General features: G+C 69.1%; 18 protein-coding genes. 1 reads left to right on the top strand and 17 read right to left on the bottom strand.

Annotated elements, in window-relative coordinates; genetic code table 11:
* Window positions 1-62: 62 nt before the first annotated feature.
* The 14 genes from AB5I40_RS33205 to AB5I40_RS33140 form a co-directional block, all read right to left on the bottom strand.
* The gene (locus AB5I40_RS33205) at window positions 63-833 is read right to left on the bottom strand and encodes a helix-turn-helix domain-containing protein (RefSeq protein ID WP_370934147.1); all 771 of its coding nucleotides are present in this window, start codon (window positions 831-833) and stop codon (window positions 63-65) included.
* A gap of 60 nt (window positions 834-893) precedes the next feature.
* The gene (locus AB5I40_RS33200) at window positions 894-4,202 is read right to left on the bottom strand and encodes a serine hydrolase (RefSeq protein ID WP_370934146.1); all 3,309 of its coding nucleotides are present in this window, start codon (window positions 4,200-4,202) and stop codon (window positions 894-896) included.
* Complete coding sequence (locus AB5I40_RS33195; protein ID WP_370934145.1) at window positions 4,199-5,203, bottom strand: ABC transporter ATP-binding protein; 1,005 nt, start codon at window positions 5,201-5,203, stop codon at window positions 4,199-4,201. Before AB5I40_RS33195 ends, AB5I40_RS33200 begins: the two co-directional genes overlap by 4 nt.
* A 121-nt stretch (window positions 5,204-5,324) precedes the next feature.
* Window positions 5,325-7,229: a dipeptide/oligopeptide/nickel ABC transporter permease/ATP-binding protein gene (locus tag AB5I40_RS33190; RefSeq protein ID WP_370934144.1), complete on the bottom strand. Its 1,905-nt coding sequence runs from the start codon at window positions 7,227-7,229 to the stop codon at window positions 5,325-5,327.
* Between the two features lies 1 nt (window position 7,230).
* The gene (locus AB5I40_RS33185; RefSeq protein ID WP_370934143.1) at window positions 7,231-8,211 is read right to left on the bottom strand and encodes an ABC transporter permease; all 981 of its coding nucleotides are present in this window, start codon (window positions 8,209-8,211) and stop codon (window positions 7,231-7,233) included.
* Entirely contained in the window at window positions 8,211-9,803 is a 1,593-nt protein-coding gene (locus AB5I40_RS33180) for an ABC transporter substrate-binding protein (RefSeq protein ID WP_370934142.1), read from the bottom strand. The genes AB5I40_RS33185 and AB5I40_RS33180 overlap by 1 nt, the downstream gene beginning before the upstream one ends.
* A gap of 10 nt (window positions 9,804-9,813) precedes the next feature.
* The gene (locus AB5I40_RS33175; RefSeq protein WP_370934141.1) at window positions 9,814-10,707 is read right to left on the bottom strand and encodes a serine hydrolase; all 894 of its coding nucleotides are present in this window, start codon (window positions 10,705-10,707) and stop codon (window positions 9,814-9,816) included.
* On the bottom strand, window positions 10,704-12,089 hold the full coding sequence (locus tag AB5I40_RS33170; RefSeq protein ID WP_370934140.1) for a serine hydrolase: 1,386 nt from the start codon (window positions 12,087-12,089) through the stop codon (window positions 10,704-10,706). The genes AB5I40_RS33175 and AB5I40_RS33170 overlap by 4 nt, the downstream gene beginning before the upstream one ends.
* A 119-nt stretch (window positions 12,090-12,208) precedes the next feature.
* Window positions 12,209-13,096 carry a serine hydrolase gene (locus AB5I40_RS33165; RefSeq protein WP_370934139.1) on the bottom strand — a complete coding sequence of 296 codons (888 nt, stop codon included), beginning with the start codon at window positions 13,094-13,096 and terminating at the stop codon, window positions 12,209-12,211.
* 221 nt (window positions 13,097-13,317) lie between these two features.
* Window positions 13,318-14,973: a PucR family transcriptional regulator gene (locus AB5I40_RS33160; RefSeq protein WP_370934138.1), complete on the bottom strand. Its 1,656-nt coding sequence runs from the start codon at window positions 14,971-14,973 to the stop codon at window positions 13,318-13,320.
* A gap of 77 nt (window positions 14,974-15,050) precedes the next feature.
* Window positions 15,051-16,157 carry an o-succinylbenzoate synthase gene (gene menC / locus AB5I40_RS33155; protein WP_370934137.1) on the bottom strand — a complete coding sequence of 369 codons (1,107 nt, stop codon included), beginning with the start codon at window positions 16,155-16,157 and terminating at the stop codon, window positions 15,051-15,053.
* A complete protein-coding gene (locus AB5I40_RS33150; RefSeq protein WP_370940665.1) occupies window positions 16,154-17,032 on the bottom strand; it encodes a GNAT family N-acetyltransferase in 879 nt (292 codons plus the stop codon). The genes menC and AB5I40_RS33150 overlap by 4 nt, the downstream gene beginning before the upstream one ends.
* 47 nt (window positions 17,033-17,079) lie before the next feature.
* Window positions 17,080-18,237, bottom strand: a complete 1,158-nt coding sequence (locus AB5I40_RS33145) for a M20 family metallopeptidase (protein WP_370934136.1) — start codon at window positions 18,235-18,237, stop codon at window positions 17,080-17,082.
* Window positions 18,234-19,709 (bottom strand): amidohydrolase family protein, encoded by a 1,476-nt coding sequence (locus AB5I40_RS33140; protein ID WP_370934135.1) that lies wholly within the window; start codon window positions 19,707-19,709, stop codon window positions 18,234-18,236. Before AB5I40_RS33140 ends, AB5I40_RS33145 begins: the two co-directional genes overlap by 4 nt.
* A 151-nt stretch (window positions 19,710-19,860) precedes the next feature.
* Between AB5I40_RS33140 and AB5I40_RS33135 the strand changes: the two genes are divergently transcribed.
* A complete protein-coding gene (locus AB5I40_RS33135; RefSeq protein WP_370934134.1) occupies window positions 19,861-20,247 on the top strand; it encodes a VOC family protein in 387 nt (128 codons plus the stop codon).
* 75 nt (window positions 20,248-20,322) lie between these two features.
* Here the strand turns inward: AB5I40_RS33135 and AB5I40_RS33130 are convergent, their stop codons facing one another.
* Genes AB5I40_RS33130 through AB5I40_RS33120 form a run of 3 tightly spaced genes read right to left on the bottom strand, consistent with a single transcriptional unit; the run spans window position 20,323 to window position 23,664 of the window.
* Window positions 20,323-21,210 carry an MBL fold metallo-hydrolase gene (locus AB5I40_RS33130; protein WP_370934133.1) on the bottom strand — a complete coding sequence of 296 codons (888 nt, stop codon included), beginning with the start codon at window positions 21,208-21,210 and terminating at the stop codon, window positions 20,323-20,325.
* Window positions 21,185-22,411, bottom strand: a complete 1,227-nt coding sequence (locus tag AB5I40_RS33125) for an MFS transporter (RefSeq protein ID WP_370934132.1) — start codon at window positions 22,409-22,411, stop codon at window positions 21,185-21,187. The genes AB5I40_RS33130 and AB5I40_RS33125 overlap by 26 nt, the downstream gene beginning before the upstream one ends.
* Window positions 22,408-23,664, bottom strand: a complete 1,257-nt coding sequence (locus AB5I40_RS33120; RefSeq protein ID WP_370934131.1) for a carboxylesterase family protein — start codon at window positions 23,662-23,664, stop codon at window positions 22,408-22,410. Before AB5I40_RS33120 ends, AB5I40_RS33125 begins: the two co-directional genes overlap by 4 nt.
* Between the last annotated feature and the right edge of the window lie 95 nt (window positions 23,665-23,759).

Below are 23,759 nucleotides of genomic sequence, written 5' to 3'. Positions count from 1 at the left end.
CCGGAACCCAGCGGCCAGCGGTACCAGCAGCCCGACTGGGTCTTCCGGAAACCCGCCAAACCTCATCGGCCGGCGCGGCGCAGCTCCTGCTGATAGCGGCCGGGCGTCTGGCCGACGACCGCGGTGAACGCTTCGATGAAACTGGTCGGATTGGCCCAACCGAGCCGGGCCGCGGTGTCGATGACGGCGTCGCCCTCGGCTAGACGAATCAGGGCGTGCTGCACGCGCAGCAGGCTGCGCCATTGGTGGAAGCTCATCCCCAGCTCAGTCTGGAACAAGCGGCTCAAGGTCCGCTCCCCCGCCCCGACCGTTCGGCCGAACTCGGCCAAGGTCAGCGAGGCCGCGGGGTCGGCGTGGAGAAGATCGGTGACCGCGCGAAGGCGGTCGTCGGACGCGGCGGGGAGGTACATCGCCTCGTCGGGGCCGACGACCAGCTCGTCGACGACCACTCCGCGAAGCCGTTCCCTGGCCTCCGGGCGAAGGGTCCGGCTGGTGAGGACGAGCAACGCCTCCCGCAGCAGCGGCGACACCTCGAAGACCGTTGGCTGATCTGGCAGCGAGGCGGACAGTTCCCCGGAGAACTCCAGGACCCGGACCTCGGTCTGGCCGTACGCACGGGAATAGTGCTCGAAACCCGGCGGAGTCCACGCGACCCGGTTGGCCGGAGCGACCCACGTGCCGCGTTCGGTCGTGGTCGCGAGGACGCCCGCCGACGGATACAGCAACTGCCCCTGGACATGCCGGTGCGGTGCGATGCCATCGCCGTGCGCGAGGTGGCCCCGCTTCTCCACGAACTGCGAGACCACGGCGGGCCTCGGGCGGATTTCCGGCACGAGCCGAGCTTACGCGGAGTGACGGACTGGAGGGGCTGAGCGAACCCAGCCCCTCCGCCCTCAGGCCACCTTGGGCGTCGCCCGCGCGCCGAAGTGCACGTACGGCTCGCCGGTCGGCAGCGTGTAGAACAGCACCGGCGTCCAGAACTGCCCGCCCGGCATCCGGAGCACGAACAGCGTGTCCGAGACCGCCACCAGGTCGAACTCCTGAACCTTGTCCGGCAACAGCTCCGCCAGCGGTCCGGTGATGGTGTACACGACGCGCAAACCACCCTCGCGCTCCACCACCTCGAGGTGCGCGCCCGCCCGTTCGTACACGCCCAGGTGCCGGCTCGCGTCGACGGTGACCGGCGTGGCCGGGGGTTCGAGCGGACGCGGCATGGCGACGTCGGCGAGTTCGGCGAAGATCTCCCGGTACAGCTCGGTGAACAGATCCCGCGCGTGGCCGCCGTTCGTCAGCAGCGTGACCGCGAGGCCCGCGTCCGGCAGCAGGCGCAGGAACGCCGACTGGCCGATCGTGTTGCCGTCGTGGCCGATCACTCGGCGGCCGCCCCAGTCGTCGCGGATCCAGCCGAGGCCCCACGAATCGCCGAGGGTGTGCTTGTCCGGGACGTCAGCCTGCTTGGCCGCCATCGCCGCGGCCGATTCCGCCGACAGGATCCGCGTGCCGTCCGCGGTCAGGCCGCCGGTGAGGTGCAGGCGGGCGAAGGCGAGGACGTCCGCGGCGCGCGCGGTGATCAGACCGGCCGGTCCGGCCGAGCGCGGCAGCTGCCAGGCCGGGGCCGGAGCCGGGTCCTCGCCGTCCGGCGCGACGTGGCCGACCGCGGCGCGGAACAGCAACGCCTCCTCCGGCAGCGTGACCGTGTGCGTGAGGCCGAGCGGGGTGTACAGCTTGTCCCGCATCGCGGCGTCCCAGGTCTTCCCGGTGAGCTTCTCGATCACCCGGCCCATGAGCACGAAACCCGAGTTGCAGTAGGAGAAAGTCGCGCCGAGAGGATGGTTCTGCGCGGCTTCGTCCAGCAGGTCGACGAACTTCTCGACGCAATCGTCGCCGCGGCCGGTGTCGGTGAAGATGTCGCCGTCGATGCCGCTGGTGTGCGTTAGCAGGTGCCGCATGGTGACGCGCTTGGTCACCTCCGGATCGGACAGCCGCAGTTCGGGCAGCACGTCCAGGATCGGCGCGTCGAGGTCGAGCAGGCCCTCGTCGACGAGCTGCATCACCACGGTCGACGTCCACACCTTGGAGATCGAGCCGATCTGGAACAGCGAATCCTCGGTGACCTCGACCTCGGTCGCCTTGTTCAGCACGCCGTGGGTCGCGAACACCTCCTCGCCGGTGTCGACGCGCAGGATGCCCAGCGACGCACCGGGAATGTCGTGCTTGCGCGCCAGTTCCGCCAGGCGGCGGCTCCAGTGCGCGGCGTCGATCGGCACCCGCGAACCGGCGTACTGCTCGACCCAGTCGACCACGCGCTGGTTGTAGTCGGCGCGGTGCGAAGGCGGACCGTCCAAAACGAACAGATGCGCGCCGCCCGGGTACAACACCAGCCGGGACGGCACGTCGCGCTCGCGCAGCGCGGTGAACCACTGCTCGGCCTGGCCGACCGGGCACCGGACGTCTTCGCCGCCCTGGAGGATCAACGTCGGCGTGCGGACCTGTTCGACCTGCGCGTGCGGCGAGGACTTCTCGTACTTGCCCGAGGAAAGTCCGGAGAATTCGTTGACTGCCATGTAGTGGCCGCCGTCGGACGTCCCGGCCAGGCTGGTCAGATCGCTGACGACGCCACCGGCGACCGCGGCGGCGAAGCGGTCGTCGCGGCTGGTGAGGTAGCAGGTCATGTAGCCGCCGTAGCTGTATCCGGTGACGGCGAGCCGGTCCGGGTCCGCGAGACCTTCGGCGACGAGCTGGTCGATCGGCTCGAGGAAGTCCGGCGCGTCCGCGCTGCCCCATGCGCCGATCGCGGCGGTGAAGAACTCTTCGCCGTAGCCGTCGCTGGCTCGCGGGTTGATCAGCAGCACTGCCCAGCCGCGCGCGGCAAGGGTTTGGTGATACAGGTGAATCGAGTCTGCGGCACCGTTCCAAGCGTTGTGCGGGCCGCCGTGAATGTCGATCAGCAACGGCTGAGGGCCGGTGCGTTCGGTGTCGCGGATGAGCCAGCCCTGGACGACAGTGCCGTCGCTGATGGTGAATTCTCGTGACTCGCGGCCGAACAATTCCACTTCGGACACTGCGTCGCCGTGCTTCGTGCGCACGTCGACCGAACCCGTGGCACGGTCGAGAACCGCGACCTCGCCGAAGGAATCGCTGGTAGCCAACACAATCGCCGCCTGGCCGCCGACCAAGTCCACTCCGGACACGACGTTTCCGTCGCCGACCAGCACCGGACGCGGGTCTCCACCGGCAAGGTCCACTTCGTACAGATGGGTGCAGCCGCGGTCGCGGATCGCGAACAGCACGACGTCGCCCGCCTCGTTCAGCTGCGGCAGCGCGCCCGGGTAACCGGGGCCGCCGGACATGACGTTGCGGTCGAGGCTGGCGGCAAGGTTGACCGTCTCGCCGCCGTCCAGCGGAACGCGCAGCAGACCGAGGTGTCCGGTGACGGTGTCGGTGCGGCCGACCACCAGCAGCGCCTTGCCGTCGGCGGTCCAGCCGACCGTGCCTGCCATGCCCTGGTCGGTGCCGACCAGGCGCGGTTCGGCGTTCCGCTCGGTGACGTCGAGGACGTAGGCGGAGGACCGGAAGGTGAGGTCGGCGTCGTCGTCAAGGGACGCGGTGAACGCGACGTGCTTGCCGTCGGGCGACCAGGCGGGCTGGCCCGCGTGCCAGTCGCCGAAGGTGCGCTGCTGGACTTCGCCGGCGGCGACGTCGAGGACGTGGATGTGGCTGCGGAGGGTCTTCAGCAGGCCGGGGCCGTCGGACTTGTAGTCCAGCCGCTCGGCGACGATTGGCGTGTTCGCCGGCGGCGCTTCGACAATCGCGGCCAGGTCGATCGCCGCGGAGAACGCGATTTTGCTGCCGTCCGGGCTCCACACCGGTGCGCCCGCGCCGAGCGGGAGCTTGGTGAGCTGCTCGGCCTCGCCGCTGTCTGCCGGGAGGACCCAGACCTGCGCCGGGCCGTCCTGGGCTCGCAGGAACGCGAGCCGGGAACCGTCCGGAGCCCATTTCGGTGCCGCGTCGGCGTTTCCGCGGGTGAGCTGCCGGGCCTCGCCGGAGGAGGTGCCGACCGTCCAGAGCGCGTCGACGTTCCGGTCCTCCTCCCGGTCCGCGGTCCGCAGCACGTAGACGATCCGGCTGCCGTCCGGCGAAAGCGCGGGCTGGCTGGGCGCGGCGAGGGCGTACAGGTCATCGATGCCGAGACGGCGGGTCATACGCTGGCTCCTTGAGAGATCGCGGGCTCGTGGCCCTCGGATTCGCTGAAGTGGCAGGCCGACGCGTGCCGCCGGGGTGCGGAGTCCTCGGCCGGATCGGCCCGCAGGCAGATCTCGCGGTCGCTCCGCACGAGCGGGCCGACCGGGCAGCGCGGGTGGTACCGGCATCCGGCCGGCGGATGGTGCGGATCCGGCGGTTCCGCGTCCGCGGTCGCGCCGGGTTCGAGGTCGAACAGCGACTTGTGCGCCGACGGGGCGGCGTCGAGCAGGTCGCGAGTGTAGGGATGCTGCGGATCGGTGAGGACCTGCTCGGCCGGTCCGGCTTCGACGATCCGGCCGAGGTACATCACCGCGACGAAATCGCTGAGATACCGGATCACGGCGAGGTTGTGCGAGATGAACAGCATCGACAAATCGAGTTGCCGCTGTACTTCACGCACAAGATTGAGAACCGCGCCTTGCACCGACACGTCGAGCGCGGAGGTGATTTCGTCGGCGATCAATGCCTCCGGCTGACCTGCTAGCGCCCGGGCGAGTGCGACGCGTTGCCGCTGGCCGCCGGAGAGCTGACCCGGGAGATGCGCGGCCCGTTCGGGATCGAGATTCACCAGCTCCAGCAGGCGCGCCACTTCCGCTTGGCGCGCCTTGCGGTCTGTGAGGGGAACCCTCACAGACTTCGGCTCGCGCGGCATGGCTTCGGCGATCGACTCGCCGATGGTCATCCGCGGGTTGAGCGAGGAATAAGGGTCCTGGAACACCATCTGCAGCGGGCGCCGGCGCGGGAGTTTCCGCACGTCCACGCCGCCGAGCAGCACCCGTCCGGCGCTCACCGGCGACAATCCGACGGCTGCCCGGGCGAGCGTCGATTTGCCGGAACCCGATTCGCCGACGAGGCCGACGACCTTGCCCGCCGGGACGGTCAGCGAAACGCCGTCCACCGCGGTGAGCCCGCGCCGCCCGCCGTACCGGACGCTGACCGAGTCGAAAACCAATTCGCTCATTTCGCCCCTCCCTCGTCCGACCTTGCCTCGCCGCGCCGACTGTCCGTGAGGGGAACCCTGAGGGAATCTGATTCCCTCAGGGTTCCCCTCACGAACCTTGGCTGGCAGGGGTGAGCGGCGGTCATTTCGTGCCTCCAGCGGTGGCGGCTACTGTTTCCGACACTGCCGCATCCGGATGCCAGCACGCCACCCGATGTTCCGGCGCGAGCACGGTCAGTTCCGGGTCCTCCTCGCGGCACCGGTCGGTCGCCACCGGGCAGCGGCTCGCGAACGCGCAGCCGGACGGCATCTGGTCCGGCTCGGGCGGACGGCCGGGGATCACCGCGAGCGGTGCGTCCGGGTCCGTCTCCAGGTCGATCGTCGTGGCCAGCAGCGCCCGCGTGTACGGATGCCGCGGCGTGCTGTCCGGTCCGGCGGCGGGCAGGTCCTCCACGATCCGTCCGGCGTACATCACCAGAATCCGTTCGCACGTCTGGGAAACGACCGCGATGTCGTGACTGATCAGGATGATCGCGGTGTCCCGTTCAGCGCGGGTCTGGGCCAGCAGCCGCAGCAATTGCCGTTGCACGGTCACGTCCAGCGCCGTCGTCGGTTCGTCGGCGATGATCAGCCGCGGGTCGCCCATCAGGCCCATGCCGATCATCGCGCGCTGCCGCATGCCGCCGGAAAACTCGTGCGGATACTGCTTCGCCCGCCGTTCCGCCGCCGGAATCCGTACCGCGCGCAGCCGGTCGACGGCCCGCTCGAATGCCTTGGTCCGCGAAAGTCCGTGATGCTGCTCGGAAACCTCGGCGAGCTGACGGCCGATCCGCCTCGTCGGGTTGAACGACGTCATCGGATCCTGGAACACCATCGCCAGCGACGTCCCGAGCAGCGTCCGCAATTCGCGTTCCGGCGTGGTGAGCACCGGCGTACCGGCGAAGTCCAGCCGGTCCGCGGTGACCGAACCGGGCGATTCGATCAGCCGCGACACCGCGAGTCCGGTCAAGCTCTTGCCCGAACCGGATTCGCCCACTACTCCGATCGCCTCGCCCGCCCGCACGGTGAAGCTCACGCCGCGCACCGGCACCGTCCAACCGGTCGGGCGGGGGAAGGCGACTTCCAGGTTTTCGACGACCAGCACAGCGTCGTCCGCGGCAGGCGTGTCCATTTTGGACTTTCGCAGCACGCGAGGGGTCAGCCGGGGCAACCGTGTCCGCACGCCGATCACTCCGGCGACGGTCTCGCCGAAGAGGTTGAACGCGAGCCCCGCGAGAACCACCGCGACACCGGGCGCAAGTGCCGCCGCCGGGTTGACGTAAATGCCGTTGAGGCCTTCGTTGAGCAACCGTCCCCAGTCGTAATCCGGGGCCTGCACGCCGATCCCGAGGAACGACAGCCCGGAGAACGCCAGCAGGGAACCGCCCGCGCCCATGGTGGCGTTGACCGCCAGCGGCTCGCCGATGTTCGGCAGAATGTGCCGGAACAGCAACCGGATCCGGCCCACCCCGGCCACCCGGGCGGCGGACACGAAGTCCCGTCCGGCCACCGACGCCGCCAACGTCTGCGTCAGCCGGGCGAACTGCGGAGCCAGCGCGAACCCGATCGCCATCACCGCGCCTTGCGTGCCCACGCCGAAAATCACCGCGAAAAACAGCACCAGCAGCAGCCCGGGGAACGCGACCGCGATGTTGATCGCCGCTGTCAGCAGTCTGCCGAGCGGACGCGGCAGCACCGCGGGCAGCATGCCGAGCACCAGGCCGGTCGCGACGCCGAGCGCCGCGGCGATCAGCGCCAGCAGCACCGAAAGCCGGGTCGCCACCAGCACGCGGTAGAAAATGTCGCGGCCCAGTTCGTCGGTGCCGACCAGGTGGTCGCCCGAGGGACCCTGGCCGATCGCGTTGGTGTCGATCGCCGAAGCCGAGTCCTGCCACAGGATCGGGCCCAGCACCGCCACCGCGATCACCAGCACGAGCAGACCGGCGGAGAACGCGCCGAGCGGGGTGCGCACGGCGGCCAGCCACTGTTGTCCGCGCCGTTTCGCCATCTCAGTTCTCCCGGATCGTCGAACGCGGATCGAGGACCGCCAGCAGCAGGTCCACGATGAGGTTCACCAGCAGCACGCCGATGCCGTACACGAGCACAATCCCCTGCACCAGCGGATAATCCTTCTGCAGAATGGATTGCGAGATCGTCGAACCGAGGCCCGGCCACGCGAACACGTTCTCCACCAGCACGGTGCCCGCGACCAGGGTGGTGAGCATCATCCCGCCGAGCGTCAGCGTCGCGGTCAGCGCGTTCGGCAGCGCGTGCCGCAGGTAGACCATCCGCGCGGGCAGCCGTTTCGCGCGCGCGGTGCGGACGAAATCGTTGCCCAGCACGGAAAGCGTCTCCACCCGGACGATCCGGGACAGCGTCGAGGCCGGGCCGAGTGCCAGCGCGATGATCGGCAGCACGAGCGAACCCGCACCCTCGTGGCCGGCCACCGGGAACCAGCCGAGCTGCACCGCGAAAAACGCCACCAGGGCCACCGCGACGAGGAACTCGGGGATCGCGGCGAACAGCACGGTGGTCGAGGTGAAGCCGAGTTCGGCGCCGCGATGCCGGCCGCCGCGAGTCAGCACGGCGAAGGTCAGGCCGAGCGGGATCGCCAGCCCGATGACCACCACGAACGCGGGGAGCGCCAGCTGCAGCGTCGCCGGGAGCCGGTCGGAGATGACGTCGCCGACCGGCTGCCCAGTCAGCATCGACGTGCCGAAATCGCCGCGGAACAGCCCGCCGAAATAGTCGAGGTACTGCTGCCACAACGGATGGTCAAGCCCGAGCGCGGCGCGGCGGGCGTTGATCAGCTCGATCGGCGCGGTCAGGCCGAGCGCCGCGCGCACCGGGTCGCCCGGGATCAGCTGGATCATCAGGAACGCCATGGTGACCAGCACCCACAGCGACACCACGAACCGCCCGAGGCGGCGGGCGCCGAAGGCCAGCCAGGGGCTGACCTTCGGGCCCGCGACGGCGATCGCGCCGGTCATCAGGCGTACATCCGGATGGTGGTCGGCTTGATGTAGCCGTTCACGATGTCGAACTTCGCGTTGCTGCCGAAGGTCGGGACCACCGAGTTCGCGAACTGCACGACGTCCTGCTTCTCGAACAGCGCCGACTCGGCGGCCATCCAGTCCTCGCAGCCCGCTTGCCCGGCCTGCGAGGCCGCCTTGGCGACCAGCGCCTCGTACTGCGGGTTCTTGATGTGCGCGAAGTTCGTGCCCTGCGGCGGTTCCCCGCCGGAGATGAACGGCACGAGCTGGCTGGGCAGGGTGAGGCCCAACGGCGCCATCGAGATGTCCCACTCGCCGGTGGCGAACAGCAACTGGCTGAGGCCCGGGCTGTCGACGCCCTTCAGCGTCACGTCAACACCGACGCTCTTCCAGCCCTGCTGCATCAGCTCCGCGCCCGGCGGCATCGTCGGACCGGCCTGCGTGCCGTAGATCGCGGTCAGCGCGAGCCGCTTCCCGTCCTTCACGCGGATGCCGTCCGGACCCGGTTTCCAGCCCGCCTGATCGAGCGCCGCCTTGGCCGCGGCGACATCGAAGCCGGGGATCTTGCCGGTGACCGAATCGCCCTCGCACGGCCGCGGTTCGATGGTGACCATGCCCTTGACCGGCGCACTGCCGTCGCGAGTCAGCACCTTCGCGACCTGCGGAAGGTCGATCGCCTGGGTCAGCGCCCGGCGCATCGCCTGGTCCGCGCCGAACCGGCCGGGAGCCTGGTTGAAGAACAACTCGCCGAACGGGGAGACGATGTCGGCGTGGTACAGCCGCTGCGCCTTGAGCCGCTGCTGGTCCTGTCCGATCACCGAGGCGGCGTTGACCTCGCCGGACAACAGCAGGTTCGACATGGTGGTCATGTTCGGGACGATCCGGATGTTGACCTTGTCCGGCACCCCCTGCTGCTTCGGGTCGAACTGGCCGGGACCCCACGTGTAGTCCTTGCGCCGGGTCAGCGTGTAGTGGTCGTTCGGGACGATCTCGGACATGGCGAACATGCCGGTGCCGTTCTCGCCCTTGGCGAGCGTCTTCCGGTCGGCAAGCCCCTTGGCGCACACGATCGGCAGACCGGCGATGTTGCGGAGCAGGAACGCGTCCGGCGCGCCGCTGGTGATCGTGACCGTGCCGTCGCCGGCGACCGCTTTCGTGCCGCTCTTCACCGTGACACCGGCGAGCGGGGACTTGTTCGCCGGGTCGCCGACGAAGTTGATGTTCGCCGCGACGTCGGCCGCGGTCAGCGGACTTCCGTCGGAACAGGTGACTCCCTTGCGCAGAGTGAAGGACGCGGTGGTCGTATTCGCTTCCCACTTCTCCGCGAGGGCCGCCTCCGGCTGCCCCTTGGAATCGAGATTGATCAGCGCGTCGTAGAGGAACTGGTCGAGGTTGCGGGCGACCGAGAGCACGGTGATCGCCGGGTCGAGCGTTCCCGGATCGGTCGGGATGGCATAGGTGAACGTCTTGCCGTCGACCAGTTTCTGGTTCGCGGTCCGGTCCGTCCCGGATTGCGCTGATCCCCCGCACGCGCTCACGGTCAAGGCCACCACGCCCGCCATCGCGGCGGTGAGCCGGGCAGTTTTCATGGGATTTCTCCTACGGGGTCGCGCTCTGGAGGTGGTCGAGCGCCAGCCGGGCGGCGGCGCCGATAGACGCGTCGACCGCGGGAAGGCGGTCTTCGAGAGAATGCGCGCGAGTGAACACCGCGACCGCGAACCGGCGGCCGTCCCCCAGGGTCACCACGCCTGCTTCGTTGCGGATTCCGGGCAACGTCCCGGTTTTCGCCGCGACCGCCACGCCGGACGGGAAGCCCGACGACAGCCGGTGCGGCCAGATCTGCTGCGCCATGATCGTGCGAACCCGTTCGCACGCTTCGGGTTCGCCTGCTTGGTCGGTCCAGATCGCGTTGAGCAGCGTCGTGATCTCGCGCGGCGTGGACGACGTAGTGCGCTCCGGATCGCGGACCGACAGCTTGTCCATCTGCTCCGGTGTCGCTTGGCTGAACAGCGCTTCGAGGTCGGAATCCGGAGTGCCGCCGAGATCCGCGATGACAGACGCGAACAGGTCCTCGCAGCAGCCGATCAGCCGAGTGCGGGCGAGCCCCAGATCGGCCAGCACGCGGTCCACCGTTTCCTGGCCGAGCCGGTGGTAGAGGACGTCGGTCGCGGCGTTGTCGCTCATCGTGAGCATGAAATGCGCGAGGTCGCGCCAGCTCATCTCGACGTCGTCGGCGCAGCCCGCGGTGCCGATGCCGCCGATCCGGTACCGCGCGGTCACCTTGGTCCGTTCGGTGTTGTCAAGCCGTCCGGCGGCGACCTCGCGGGCATAGGCGAGCGCGACCGGGATCTTGAAGACCGACGCCAGGACGACCGGGTCGTCTCCGCCCGCCGACACTTCCGGGCCTTCCACGCCGATCTCCCGGGCGTGCAGGAACCCTTCCGCGCCAGCGTCGGCGAAGACGGCCTCGATCTGTTCGCGGATCCCGCTCACTGGGAGACCCGTCGGTCCGCGCGTCCAGTGTGGAGGAACTGCGCGCGGCCGTTGCCGTCGTCGCCGACGAACGCGTGTGCCATGTAGACACCCGGCAGCTGCTCGGTTTTGGCGACAAAGGTGTCACCCTGGCTCGGGAACAGTTCTTCCTTCCCCGAGGGCGCGCCGATTTCGGCGAAGATTCCCTTCGGGGTGCGTTCCAGCCAGAGCTTGCCGTCCTCCTCGCTGACGACGGTGTCGGCGACCATCGACGAGTACTCGCCCACGTACCGGGAAAAGTCGGCCGGAGCGGCGGCGGGATTCGGCTCGGGCCGCGCCGCGACGGTGACGCCCGCGAGTTCGTCCAGCAGCTTCGCGAAGATCTCCTGGTACAGGTTCATCGGCTGGCCGCCGTTGGTCAGCAGCGCGACCGCGACGCCCTTCTCCGGAACCACGCGCAGGAAGGCCGACTGGCCGATGGTGCCGCCGTCGTGGCCGATCACCTTGCCGCCGTCCCAGTCGAAGAGCATCCAGCCGAGGCCCCAGTGCTCGGCCATGCCGAGGTTCGGCACGTCCACCTGCGGTTCGCGCATCGCGAGCAGCGATTCCGGCAGGACCACCTGGGTGCCGTCGTCGGCCTTGCCCTCGTTCAGGTGCATCCGGACGAACGTCAGCAGGTCGCGCGGGCGCATGGCGAGCGTCGAACCAGCGGGCGAGTTCGAACGGGTGAGCGCCCAGATCGGCGCGGGCACCGGGTCCTCGCCCGGCTTCGGGGAGACGTGGCCGATGGCGGCGCGGTAACGGATCGCGTCGTACGGGCCGGACGCCGCGTGGGTCAGGCCGAGCGGCGCGAAGAGGTGCTCGCGCACGCAGTCGTCCCAGCACTTGCCGCGCAGCACCTCGATGACGCGGCCGAGCACGCAGTAGCCGGCGTTGTTGTAGGAGAACCGCTCGCCCGGCGGGAAGAGCTGCTGCACGTCGGACAGCGTCGCGACGAGCTTCTCGACGCAGTCGTCGCCGGGTCCGGTGTCGGTGAAGATGTCGCCCTCGAAGCCGGCGGTGTGACAGGTCAGCTGACGGACGGTGATCGCCGCCGCGGCCTCGTCGTCGCCGAGCACGAACTCGGGAAGGTAGTCGCGCACCGGCCGGTCGAGGTCCAGCTTGCCCTCGTCGACGAGCTGCATCGCCAGCGTGGTCGTCCACACCTTGGTGATCGACCCGATCTGGAACACCGAGTCCACAGTGGACTCCACGCCGGTGCCCTTGTTCACGACGCCCGCCGCGTGGTCGATCACCTCGCCGTCGGCGAGCACCGCGATCGCGGCTCCGGGGACCTGATGCTTGGCGAGCAGAGCGGCGAAATTCTCCTGAAGCCAGGTCTCGATCTCGGAAATTTTCGACATGTGCACCTTCTGTCCGGGGGATGGTGGACCGGCGTTTCGGAAATGCTAGGTCGGTGGCGGACGTCACTTGTTCGTCCGGACCGAGGAGAGCCGGGGGAAAGTTCCTCCGCTCCGACGAATCAAGCCGTGCGCAGGGACTCCACTGCCGTCGCCGCGGCGAAACCGATGAACGCGTCGCGCTCGGGCACCCTCGACTGGGAATCCGCGGCGCGGGTGAACACGGCGACGGAGTAGCGGCCGCCGTCCGGGTACTCGACCACGCCGACCTCGTTGCGCACGGCGGGCAACGTCCCGGTTTTGCCGCTGGTGCGGATCCCGTCGTCCGGGAACCCGGAACGCAGCCGGTGCGGCCAGACCTGCAGTTCCATCCAGCGCCGGACGTCCGCGCACGCCTCCGGGGCGGCCGCTTCGTCCCGCCAGATCAGTCCCAGCAGGCGGGTCATTTCGGCGGCGGTGGTGCTGCACGATTTCTCCGGTTGCAGCGCGCGCAACCCGGAAACCTGTTCGTAGGTCAGTTCGGCGAGCGCGCGTTCGTCGTCCTCGTAAGAAACTCCGAGATCCTCGCCGATGGTCGCCAGCAGTTCACCGCAGTCCTGCGGCACGACGGTGTGCGTGAATCCGAGGTGCCGCAAGGTGCTATTCACCGCGTCTTTGCTGACTTCGGCGAGAATCAGGTCGGTGGCAACGTTGTCACTGATTCCGATCATCAGAATCGCCAAATCGTGCCAGGACATCGAGACTTCGTGCCGGAAGGTGGCGAGGCCGTACGGACTCGGCGTCGGATGCCCGGGCTTGACGGTGATCCGGGTGCCGAGATCGAGCTTTCCTTCGGCGGCCTGGCGGGCGAGCTCCAGCGCGATCGGAACCTTGAACACCGACGCGGGAACGACCGGGACGTCCTCCCCGATGCCGAGACTGCGCGAGCCGTCGACCTCGGCGGCGTGCAACCGGACCTCGACGCCGACCTCCTCGGCGCGGCGGACGATCGTTTCGGATGCGGTGGCCATGGCCCTCCTGTCTACTGTGGACTTCTCCGGCAGCAGGCAGGGAGTTCTTGGTGCGCCCGGAAACCGCGCTGGTCCGGCCTGCCGATTCCCCATTGTGCGGGAGGCAGGAGGGGGGCGGTTGGTGCGATCGCAGGAAGGTGGCGAGGAGGTTTCCCGTTGGTGGAGCAGGGCGGGGCTGGGTTCTCGTGAGTCTTCATCGCGGTTCTAACCGTGATGAACACTCACGACCCCTCCTCAGCCCTCTCCACCCTCGGCAGCAAGTGCAACTGCACCATCGCCGCGAACCGGTCACCCGGATCGTCCAGATCGATGCCGCCCACCTCGGCCAACCGGCGCAAGCGGTAGCGGAACGTGCTCGGATGCACGTACGCCGCCGCTGAAGCCGCGCTGATGTCCCCGAACGAATCGAGCCAGCATCGCAGCGTGTGCACCAGTTGCGACTGGTGCTTGGTGTCGTACTCCAGCAGCCGCGCGATCGGCCCGGTCGCGACGTCGCCGCGGGCTGCGGACAGGTCGGCCAGTTCCAGCATCAGCGCCTCGATGTGCGCGTCCTCGGCAGCGATCACCCGCTTCGAGCCGCCGTTCGTGAGCAGCACCCGCAACGCGCGGTCGGCACCGTCCCGAGAAGCACGCAAGCCCGATCCGTCGAGCGCGAGCGGGCCGATGCCGATCGCCGCAGCGACCCGGCGGCCGGTGCGTTCCAGGAAGGTCGACGCGACACGCACCGAGCGTTCGCGGCAATCGCCGTGGTTCCCGGGCATCGGGACGATCCCGTACGCGACATCGCCGACCAGCGCGACCGCCGATCGGGGCTGCACGGCGCTCAGGTGCATGGCGAACGCGTCGGCGACCCGCTGGCGTTCCGCGACCAGCCGGAGGTCGTCGTCGGGCGCTTCGATCAGACCCATGGCGAGCACGATCGTCGGCTGGCCCAGCAACCCGAGGCGCGCGATCGCTTCCTGCGCGCCGGAGCCGCCTTCGAGGGCGGTGCTGACCAGGTCGGCCCGCAGCCGGCGTTCGACGTCGGCACCCGCGCGCAGCCGAAGCATATGCAGCGCAACGATTTTCGAAGCGTCAATCAACGCAGCAGTACGTTCTTCGCTTAGCTCTTTGTCGACAGCGGCCCAAATCGACCCAAGAACCTCGTCACCGGCCCGGACCGCGAGGGCGGCCCGAATCATGACGATCTTCTTGTCGTAGCCATCGCCCGGATAGACGTAAACCGGGCCCTGATCGCGATAGAGCCGCTCGAAAACGCCGTCCTTCTCCAGCTCGCGAGTGAACCGTTCAGGCACCTGACGGCCGAGAATCGTCTCGACCCGCGAAGGGTCGGCCTCGTCCTGACGGCCGGAGAAAGCGAGCACGCGCGAGTTGCGGTCCTCGATGGTGACCGGCGCGTCGAGCAGCGCGGCGATGGCGTTAGCGAGCGCGAAAAGATCGCCGGACGGCATCCCGCCGAGCGTCTGTGGGGAGACATCGCCGACGTCGCCCTCCGCGAGCAGCGTGCGGAGCATGGCGGCCAATTGCGCCCACGACGCACCGCTGGCGAGGCCGAGCAGGGCGACCCCGGAGGAATTGGCCGCTCGTACCAGTTCCGTCGAGGCGGCGACCGGCGCTCGTACGACCAGCGCGGTCGCTCCGCGCGCGGCGACGGCGTGCAGGAGCTGCACGATCTCGTCGGATTCGCGCACGCCGACGCCGAGGACTACCGCCTGTGCCGGGAATTCCGCGTCGTCGTGCGGGTCGTGAATCACCACCCCGCCGAGCTGCCGCCGCGTGTCGCGGCCGACGGCGACCGGTTCGAGGAGCACGTCCCCGAGAGCTTCGAGGACGCGTCCCAGACTCGTGTGCGGTTTGCTCGGCACCGGTGTCAGCACCCCCCGAAGGTAGATCCGGCCTCGCGCGGACCGGCTGGTCCGATCCGACCAAATCTACCTCCGGAATTCGTAGCGGGCTACGAACCGATCCAGACCTTTGCCGTGGTCACCTCATCCAGCAGCTCCGGAATCGGCACCACGCCGAGACCTGGTCCGGTCGGCACCGGGAGGTGGCCGTCGGAGAGCACGAAGGGCTCGGTGATGTCGGTTTTGTAGAACCGGTCCGACGCCGACGTGTCGCCGGGCAGGGTGAAGTTCGGCAGCGAGGCCAGCGCGACGTTCGCGGCCCGGCCGAGGCCGGTTTCGATCATCCCGCCGCACCACACCGGGATCCCGTGCGCCGCGCACACGTCGTGCACCCGCCGCGCTTCCAGGTAACCGCCGACGCGGCCCGGTTTGATGTTCACGATCTGGACCGCGCCCAGCTTGATGGCGTCCGCCGCCGCGCGCGCCGACACGATCGACTCGTCGAGGCAGATCGGCGTCTGGATCCGGCGGGCCAGTTCGGCGTGGCCGAGCACGTCCTCCTCTTCCAGCGGCTGCTCGATCAGCAGCAGGCCGAACGGGTCGAGCCGGGCCAGCTGCGGCGCGTCGCCGAGGGTGTAGGCGGTGTTCGCGTCGACCTGCAGCAGCACGTCGTCGCCGAAGCGTTCGCGGACCGCGCGCACCGGCTCGACGTCCCAGCCGGGTTCGATCTTCAGCTTGATCCGGACGTAGCCCTCGTCGATGTACCCGCCGACGACGTCGAGCAACTGCGGAATCGTGTCCATGATCCCGACCGAAACCCCGCACGGCACGGAATCGCGCACCGATCCGAGTTCGGCGGCGAACGACCGCTCGTGCGCGCGGAGTTCGGCGTCGAGCACCGCCATCTCCAGCGCGCCCTTGGCCATCCGATGGCCCTTGAACTTGGCCAGCAGTGGCATCACCTTCGCCGCGGTGACGTCTTCCGCGGCCAGCAGCGCCGGGATCAAGTGGTGCTGCAGCACGTGTTCCGCGCCGTCGTTGTACTCCGACGAGTACAGCGGCCCGGCCATCGTCACGCATTCGCCCCAGCCCTCGCCGGCCAGCGTGACCGCGCGCAGCAGCAAGAGCTCGCGGACGGACTGGGTGCCGAACGAAGTCCGGAACGGGGCGACGAGCGGCATCTGCACCCGGCGCAGTTCCACACCGCTGAGTTTCACTGCTCCTCCTTGGAGATCACGTAAAAGCCGGCTCGGTCGAAACCGGTCACCCGGCCCCCGGCGGCCATCAGCCCGCCGAGCGATTCGCGCAGCGCGACCCGCCACGCGTCCGCCTTGCCGAGATCGGTCGTGCGCAAGCCTTCGATGTCGGACGGGACCGCGACTAGCACCGTCTGGGCGTCCGCGGCACCGGCCGCCGGACCACCGTCATCGGCCACTTCAAGGGCCACCTTCGCGCCCTGGTCGAGCAACGTCTTCGCGTCGATGCGGATCGGCTCGCCGAACGCGGCGGTCCGCACGGTCGGACTGGCCAGGTCCCAGGACACCATCAGCCGGTCGGTGTCGCCCGAACCGTTGATGCCGTCCGCCATCGGGCCGTAGAAATCCCGCAGATAACGCGCCGGGAGCGCGCCGAGTTTGCCGAGGTTGAAATAGCCGTTGCGGCGCACCAGCGGGTCGAAGGTCCATTTGATCGTCGAGACGTCCTGTCCGAGCGCCCAGCCGCGTTGATGCAGTTTCAGCGCGTACCCGATTCCGCGACCGGCACCGGCCTTCGCGACTCCGGCGATGTGACTGTGCAGACTGCCTTTTCCGGGATTTCCGAAAAAGCCGACGCACGCACCGAGCATTTCTCCGTCGGCGAACGCGCCTACCACGTAATTCCCCGCCGACGACAGCGCGCGCAGCAGTTCCGTGGTCACCGGACGGGTTCCCGGCGCGGACCGCCAGATCGTCTCGAACAGCACTCCGACCGCGGTCATTTCCGCGATCTCGGTGATTTCCCGGACCTCGACGCCCGAGGCGGCGGCCGCCGCCCGAGCGGCCGCGACCGCCTCGTCGCACACTTCCGCCGCGACGGGTCTTTCCGTGTTCATCGCAAGATTCGTCACGGGATGATCCTTTCCCGACTTCCCCACTGACGTCACCGTCGTGCTCGACCAGAATCGCCGGTCGGATTCGTCGGAATCGACGGACTCCCCTTCGTCAGTACGTTCTCCACCAGCGCGGCCAGCAACGCGGTCCGCTTCGGCAATTCCTCGACCAGGACATGTTCGTGATCCGCGTGCGCGCCGCCGCCGACCGCGCCAAGACCGTCGAGCGTCGGGACACCGAGGCCTGCCGTGTAATTGCCGTCCGAAGCCCCGCCGACGGCCGCCTCGGTCAATTCCGGCAAGCCCAGTTCCGCAGCGAGTTCCTTTGCCAGCCCGTACAACGCAGCCGACGAAACCGCGTCCAGCGGCGGACGATTGATCCCGCCGGTGACCCGCACCTGCGCCTCGTCGAGGACCGGTTGCAACGCACGGACTTCACGGTCGACGCGGAGCTGTTCTTCCTCGTCCCATACGCGCACGTCGACCTCGACCGCAGCCGCGGCGGGCACGGTATTCACCGTGGTACCAGCAGAAAGCACCGTCGGCACCACGCTGGTCCCGCGCTCCGGACTGGCGAGTGCGGCGACGGCAAGCACCTGATGCGCGATCTCGATCCCGGCATTGACCCCCTTCTCCGGCTCGAGTCCGGCGTGCGACGCGCGTCCGGTCACCTCGATCCGGTAATGGGAAACGCCTTTGCGCCGAGTTTTGATCGCGCCGCCGTCCGCCGAAGCTTCCAGCACGAACGCCGCCGCGCAGCCCTGCGCTTCTTCCTCGATCAGCCCCCGCGACGACGGCGAGCCCAGCTCTTCGTCACCAGTGACCAAAATGGACAGTCCACTCCGGTCGGTCAGCGAAGCTGCGACGTGCAGCGCCATCACGACGCCGGTCTTCATGTCAAAGCAGCCCGGCCCGCGCAAAACCCCGTCCTGCACGGAAAACGGATGCGTCTCCAGCGAGCCCATCGGCCAGACCGTGTCGTGGTGGCCGAGCAGCAGCACGCGCGCCGGACCGTCGCCGAACCGCCAGCGCAGATGCGTCCGTCCATCCAGGACAATCCGCTCCGGCTCCACGCCAAGCAACGCCTTGCCGACCCCAGTCAGCACGTCCGCGCTGTGCGCCACCGCGTCGAGGTCGGACGACGGGGATTCGCAGCGCACCAACGTTTCGATGTCGGCGAGCAAAGCGTCCACAGTGAACTCGGTCATCGCGGTTCCCCTCGCAGCGGCTGGCCCGGGAACGCGTCGGTCAGCAGTTGGCCGTCGCGCACTACCGGAGTGCCCGCGACGAACAGGTGCCGGACGCCGACCGCGGGCCGGGTAGCGTCGAAATACGTTGCGGTGTCAGTGATCGTGGCCGGATCGAGGACGACGATGTCCGCGTCCGCGCCAACGTTCAACCGGCCCTTGGTCCGCGCGCCAGGCGCGACCTCGTCCAGCACGCGCGCCGGGAGGTAAGAACAGCGTCGGAACGCCTCCAGCCAGGTCCAGACCCCGGCTTCGCGCACCATCAACCGCAGAGACTTCGAGAACGTCCCCGCCGTACGCGGATGTGTCGCGCCGCCCGGCGGCAGCGGCCACTCGGTGGATTCGTTGGCCCCGTTTTGCCAGTACACCGGCATCGCGTCGCTCGCGACGATCGAGTCAGGGAAGGCAAGCGCCTGATGCAGCAGGGTGCGGTCGGTCGGGTCATCCTCGTCGAGGAACTCGAGGATGCACGGCGCACCCGGCGTCTCGGCGCGAACCTGCAGCAACCGTCCCTCGTCCGCGATCCGCTCGCCGGTCTCCAGCAGGATGACCCGCGACGGGTTGAGGCCCTTCATCTTCAGCCGCTCCGGCGAGATGAAAGCCGCGCCGACCGCGGTGCTGCCCGCGCCGTACGGATAGGCCTCGACCGTCACCCGCGACCCGGCGGAACGGCCCGATTCCAGCGCGGCGAGCACGCGGTCGATGTGCCGTCCGGAGGTGCTGTTGACGTGGCAGTGGTGCATCGCCGCGCCGGTCTCGGCCGCGACGATCGCGATCTCCTCGGACCCGTCGGCCGGCGTGCCCGGATCGACCTCGACCAGCTCGCGGACGTGGGTGTACGTCGGCGCTTCAGCCTGCTTGGCGAGCTTCGCCAGCGCCAGGAACTCGGCGGGATCGCTGGCCGGCGCGTACCCGAGCAGCACGCCGACGCCGAGCGCTCCCGCCGCCAGCTCGCCCTCGACCAGCGACAGCCACGCGGCCAGCTCGGTCTTCGACGAGGACCGCTGCCAGGCCGGATTGCCCAGCACGGAGAGCCCGGTGTTGATGTTCGCGTCCGGCTCGATGCCGGCGAGCACCTTCGCCCGCGCGGACCCCCACGAGGCCGAAAACCCGTAGTGCAGCGGACGCCCCGCCGCGGCGGCCTCGGCGTAAGCCCGTTCGACCGGCATCAGCCCGGCCTCCAGGTCGAGCGCCGTGGTGACGCCGTCCATCGCCTGCAGCCGCTGTCCCGCGATCGTGTGCACGTGACTGTGCAGATCGATGAACCCCGGCCCGACGATGTACCCGGCGACGTCGATCTCGACCTGGTCGTCCGCGCTCGGCAGTCCCGGTCCGACCGCGATCACCTCGCCGTCGGATACCAGCACGTCAGCTGTGCCGTCGAAGCCCGTAGCCGGGTCGATGACGCGACCGCCACGCAGCAGTGTCCGCATGCTTGCCTCCTCGCCTCGCTGCTGGCGACCCTAGGAGGTTTCCCGGGCACGACGTTCGTGCGCGCGGACGAATCCGGGGCGGCAGATCTATCCGCGCGCACAAACCGGAATCCGCTGGGCTGGGGTGCGCGCGGGCCCTAAGCTCGCGCGCATGGCCTGCCGGATCACCGAACTCGTCCTCGACTGCGCCGACCCGCAACGGATGGGTGATTTCTGGTGCGAAGTCCTCGGCTACGTCGAACTCGGCTGGGACGGCGAAGACCTCGAGATCGGCCCTCCCGAGGCTGGTTTCGGCGGCCCGCGGCCGACGTTGATCCTCAGCCGCAGCAGCGACCCAAAACCGGCGAAACTGCCGCTGCACCTGGACGTGAACCCGACCGACCGGGACCAGGACGCGGAACTGGAACGCCTGCTGGCGGCCGGGGCGCGGCCCGCCGACATCGGGCAGACCGGGGAGGAGTCGTGGCACGTGCTCGCCGACCCGGAGGGGAACGTATTTTGCCTGCTCCGCCGCCGAGTCGACCCCGTGCCTGGGTGACCTGCCGTGAGGGGAACCCTGAGGGAATCTGATTCCCTCAGGGTTCCCCTCACGGCTTTTGGCCAGCTACGCCAATCACTCCCGGTAGCGGAACTGCCCGGCCCGGAGCAGGTCGTCAGCGAACTCGAACACATACCCGTCCTGACCACGCCGCACCCGGCCCGCCGACGGCGCCGGAAAGTGCGTCGGAAGCAGAACCGAGCCCAGCTCGTCCTCCAGCAGACGGCTCCGCACCCGCGCCGCCGCTTGCGGATCAACGCAATACCGGGTGCTCAACTCCGGATGCCGAACCTGCACCCCGTGATGCATCGTGTCCCCGGCCAGCAGGACAGTCCCCGCACTGCCGCGGACCCGCACGCACACATTCCCCGGCGTATGCCCGGCTGCGGGAACCAGCGAAGCATGCTTGCCCACCACCGCATCCGGAGCGACGAAGCTCAACTGGCCGGCCCGCTCGATCGGCAGCACGCTGTCGGCCAGGTAGTCACCAGTCCGGCGCATGGCCTCCCCGCCAGCCTCGCTCGACCAATACCGGAACTCCTCCTCGACCACGAAATGCGGGGCATCCGGGAAAACCGGTTCCAGCTGGGCAGTCGCCGCGCCCACGTGATCGGTGTGCAGATGCGTGAACACCACCGCATCGACGTCCGAAGGCCGCAGCCCGGTCGCGAGGAACTGCTGCATCCATCGATCCGGCAGCTGGTCGAACTCCGCGCGCCGACGGTCCTTCCCCGCCCCGACACACGCGTCCACCACCAGCACCTCGTCGGCCGAACAGACGAGGAACGACTGGATGACGAAGACCAGCTTCCCCGAGGAACGGTCGAACCACGGCTCCCGCGTGTACCAGTCGCCGAGGTCGGGCTCGAGTCCCGGGAAGAACTCCCCGGGCTCGATCAGCAGCCGATCGTCCTCGATCAGCGGAACGACCGCGACGTCACCGAGATCGAACCAGTGCGCCATCGCGCTCCCTCCTAGCCTGCGACCGCACCCGGCTCAACCCGACCGCGCAAGCGATTGCCACCAGCACGGGAACGGCCGTAGCGAGGACGATCGTCTGCGCCGACAACGCCAGCGCAAGAAGCAAACCCGCGACGCCCGGTCCGACGATCGACCCGATCCGCCCGAGCGCCGCGGCCCAGCCGACGCCGGTGGTGCGAGTGCTCGCCGGGTAGATCGAGACCGCGAGGGTCAGCTGGCCGATCTGCCCCGCCGTAACCCCGAAACCGGCCCCGGCCAGCAGCAGGAACAGCACAGTCTCGCCGACCGGCACCGTCGCGACGAGAACCATGCACACCGCCCCGATGGCGGGCAGCAGAATCAGCGCACGCGCGATTCCGATCCGCGCGGCGAGCGGGATGAGCACCAGACCGCCCGCGATGCCGCCGAGGGTGAGGAACGCGAGTCCCAGCGGGGCTTTCCCGGCGGCGAAACCGTAGCCGGTGAGGAGCGTCGGAACCCAGGAGATCAGGACGTACGCGGTGATGAAGATCAGGAACGAGAACGCCCAGATGAGCGAGGTCGGCAGGCGCAGTCCCTGGCCGAACAACCTGCTCACCTTGGCTTCCTGCTTCGCCGTGCTCGCGACCGCGGGCTCACTGGTCGGCAACACCATCGCCATGACGGCGGCCAGCACCAACGGAGCCAGCCCGGCGACGTAGAAGACCCCGGCGGACCCGACGCTGTGCAGCAGCTTGCCGCCGAAGAACCCGCCGAGGCTGCTCCCGGAAGCGAGGCCGAGGGTCACCGCCACGGAGACCAGCTCCCGGCGGCCCTCCGCGCTGTGTTTCGTAGCGAGCGAGACCCCGGCGGGCAGCACCAGCCCGAGACCGAGTCCGGTCACCAGGCGGGTCGCGGCGAAGACCGGCATGGATTTCAGGTGCAGGATCGCGGCGGTCAGCACCGTCGCGCCCGCGAAGATCAGGACGCCGGTGAGCACCACCGACCGTGCCTTCATCCGGGCGCCGACGTAACCCGCCGCCAGATATCCCATGACGACGCCGATGTTGGTCAGTACCAACGGCAAGGTGAAGGCGGCGGGAGCGGAACCCCATTCGTGCGACAGCGTCGGGATGGTGAACGACAGGGCTGCGGTGTCGAAGCCGTCGAGGAGAACAGCGAGGAAGCAGAGAATGACTACGGGCCAATGGATGCTCTTGCTCATGGCGTGTTCTCCAGTGTCTGAGGGGAATTCCCGATCCGGAAGCCGGTCCGCGCGCCAGGCGAACCCGACCGCGCGAATTCGGTCCACCACAAGCGCATCTGCGCACCGAGACGTTCGACCTCGGCCCAGCTCGTGTCGCCCAGCATCGGGCTCCCCCGCCAGGATTCCGGGGTGCCCAGCAGGAAAGGCAGTTCCAGGCAATGGATCGCGCCGTAGCCGCCGGTTGCCGGAGTCCAGGCGAACTCGTAAGAGGACGCGCCGTACCGCTGCGCCAAGTCACGCGCCGGGCGACCGAAAAGCGGCTCGGTCTGGTCCGCGATCGCCCGCCGGATCTCGTCGTCCTGAACTCCGATCGCGAACGCCTCGCACTCCTGCGCGGTATGCCCGATCATCAAGTCCGGCAACGGATCGGACAGCCGCACGTCGAGGTCGACGATCCCGAACGGCGGCCGGGTCGACGTCGGATCCTTCGCCGCGTTCCACCGGAGAGTCCGCAGTTGCGCGGCAAGCAACTGCTCGACGGAAGCGGTCAGCGGATCTCCGCCGACCGCGTCGACGAAATACCGGCTGATCTCCAGTGCTTTCGCGCGATCCTGGATGATCGCGGGATCCGGAGAACTCTGGACGATCGCCCGCCGGACGAGCGGACGACTGTCGGGCTTGGACAGCAAGGCGAGCGTCGAAAGCGCGCCCGCGGACTGTCCGAAGAGAGTGATATTGCCCGGATCGCCGCCGAGCGCCGCGATGTTGTCGCGCACCCATTCGAGCGCGAGAGTCTGGTCTGCCAGACCGAGATTGCCCTCGCTGACGCCGTCGTGGACCAGGTAGCCGAACGCGCCCAGCCGGTAGTTGACCGACACCACGACCACGTCGCCGTCCGCGGCGAGCCGCCCGCCGTCGTACCAGGGAAGCGTGCCGCCGCCGCTCAGGAAGCCGCCGCCGTGCAGCCACACGAGCACCGGCCGCGATCCGGTCAGCGCCGGTGTCGCGACGGCGAGGTGAAGACAGTCCTCCGACTGGGGCGGCTCATCCCGCGGCGGCCCCATCGCGGCCTCCAGCCGAGAGCCGAGCTGCGGGCAGATCGGGCCCGGCAGCGTAGCGTCGACCGCCTCTAGGTGGGGCTGGACCGGTCGCGGCGGCTGGAACCGCTCGGCGGTGCCGTACCGCACGCCGCGGAACCGCAGGACGCCGTCGTCGATGCCGATGACCGGACCGGACGGCGGCTGAGCAGTGACAGGCTGGCATTCGGTCATCGCGGCTCTCCTTTGAGCGGGTGTCCGGCACCTTCGACCCGCAGTCAGGCTAAGAAAGTCCGGAATGCCTGACCAATGCTCTTTGCCGCCCGAGA

Source organism: Amycolatopsis sp. cg13, assembly GCF_041346965.1.
Lineage (GTDB): Bacteria > Actinomycetota > Actinomycetes > Mycobacteriales > Pseudonocardiaceae > Amycolatopsis.
The sequence above is the reverse complement of the archived record's forward strand: the minus strand, read 5'-3'. Positions and strand labels throughout refer to the sequence as shown.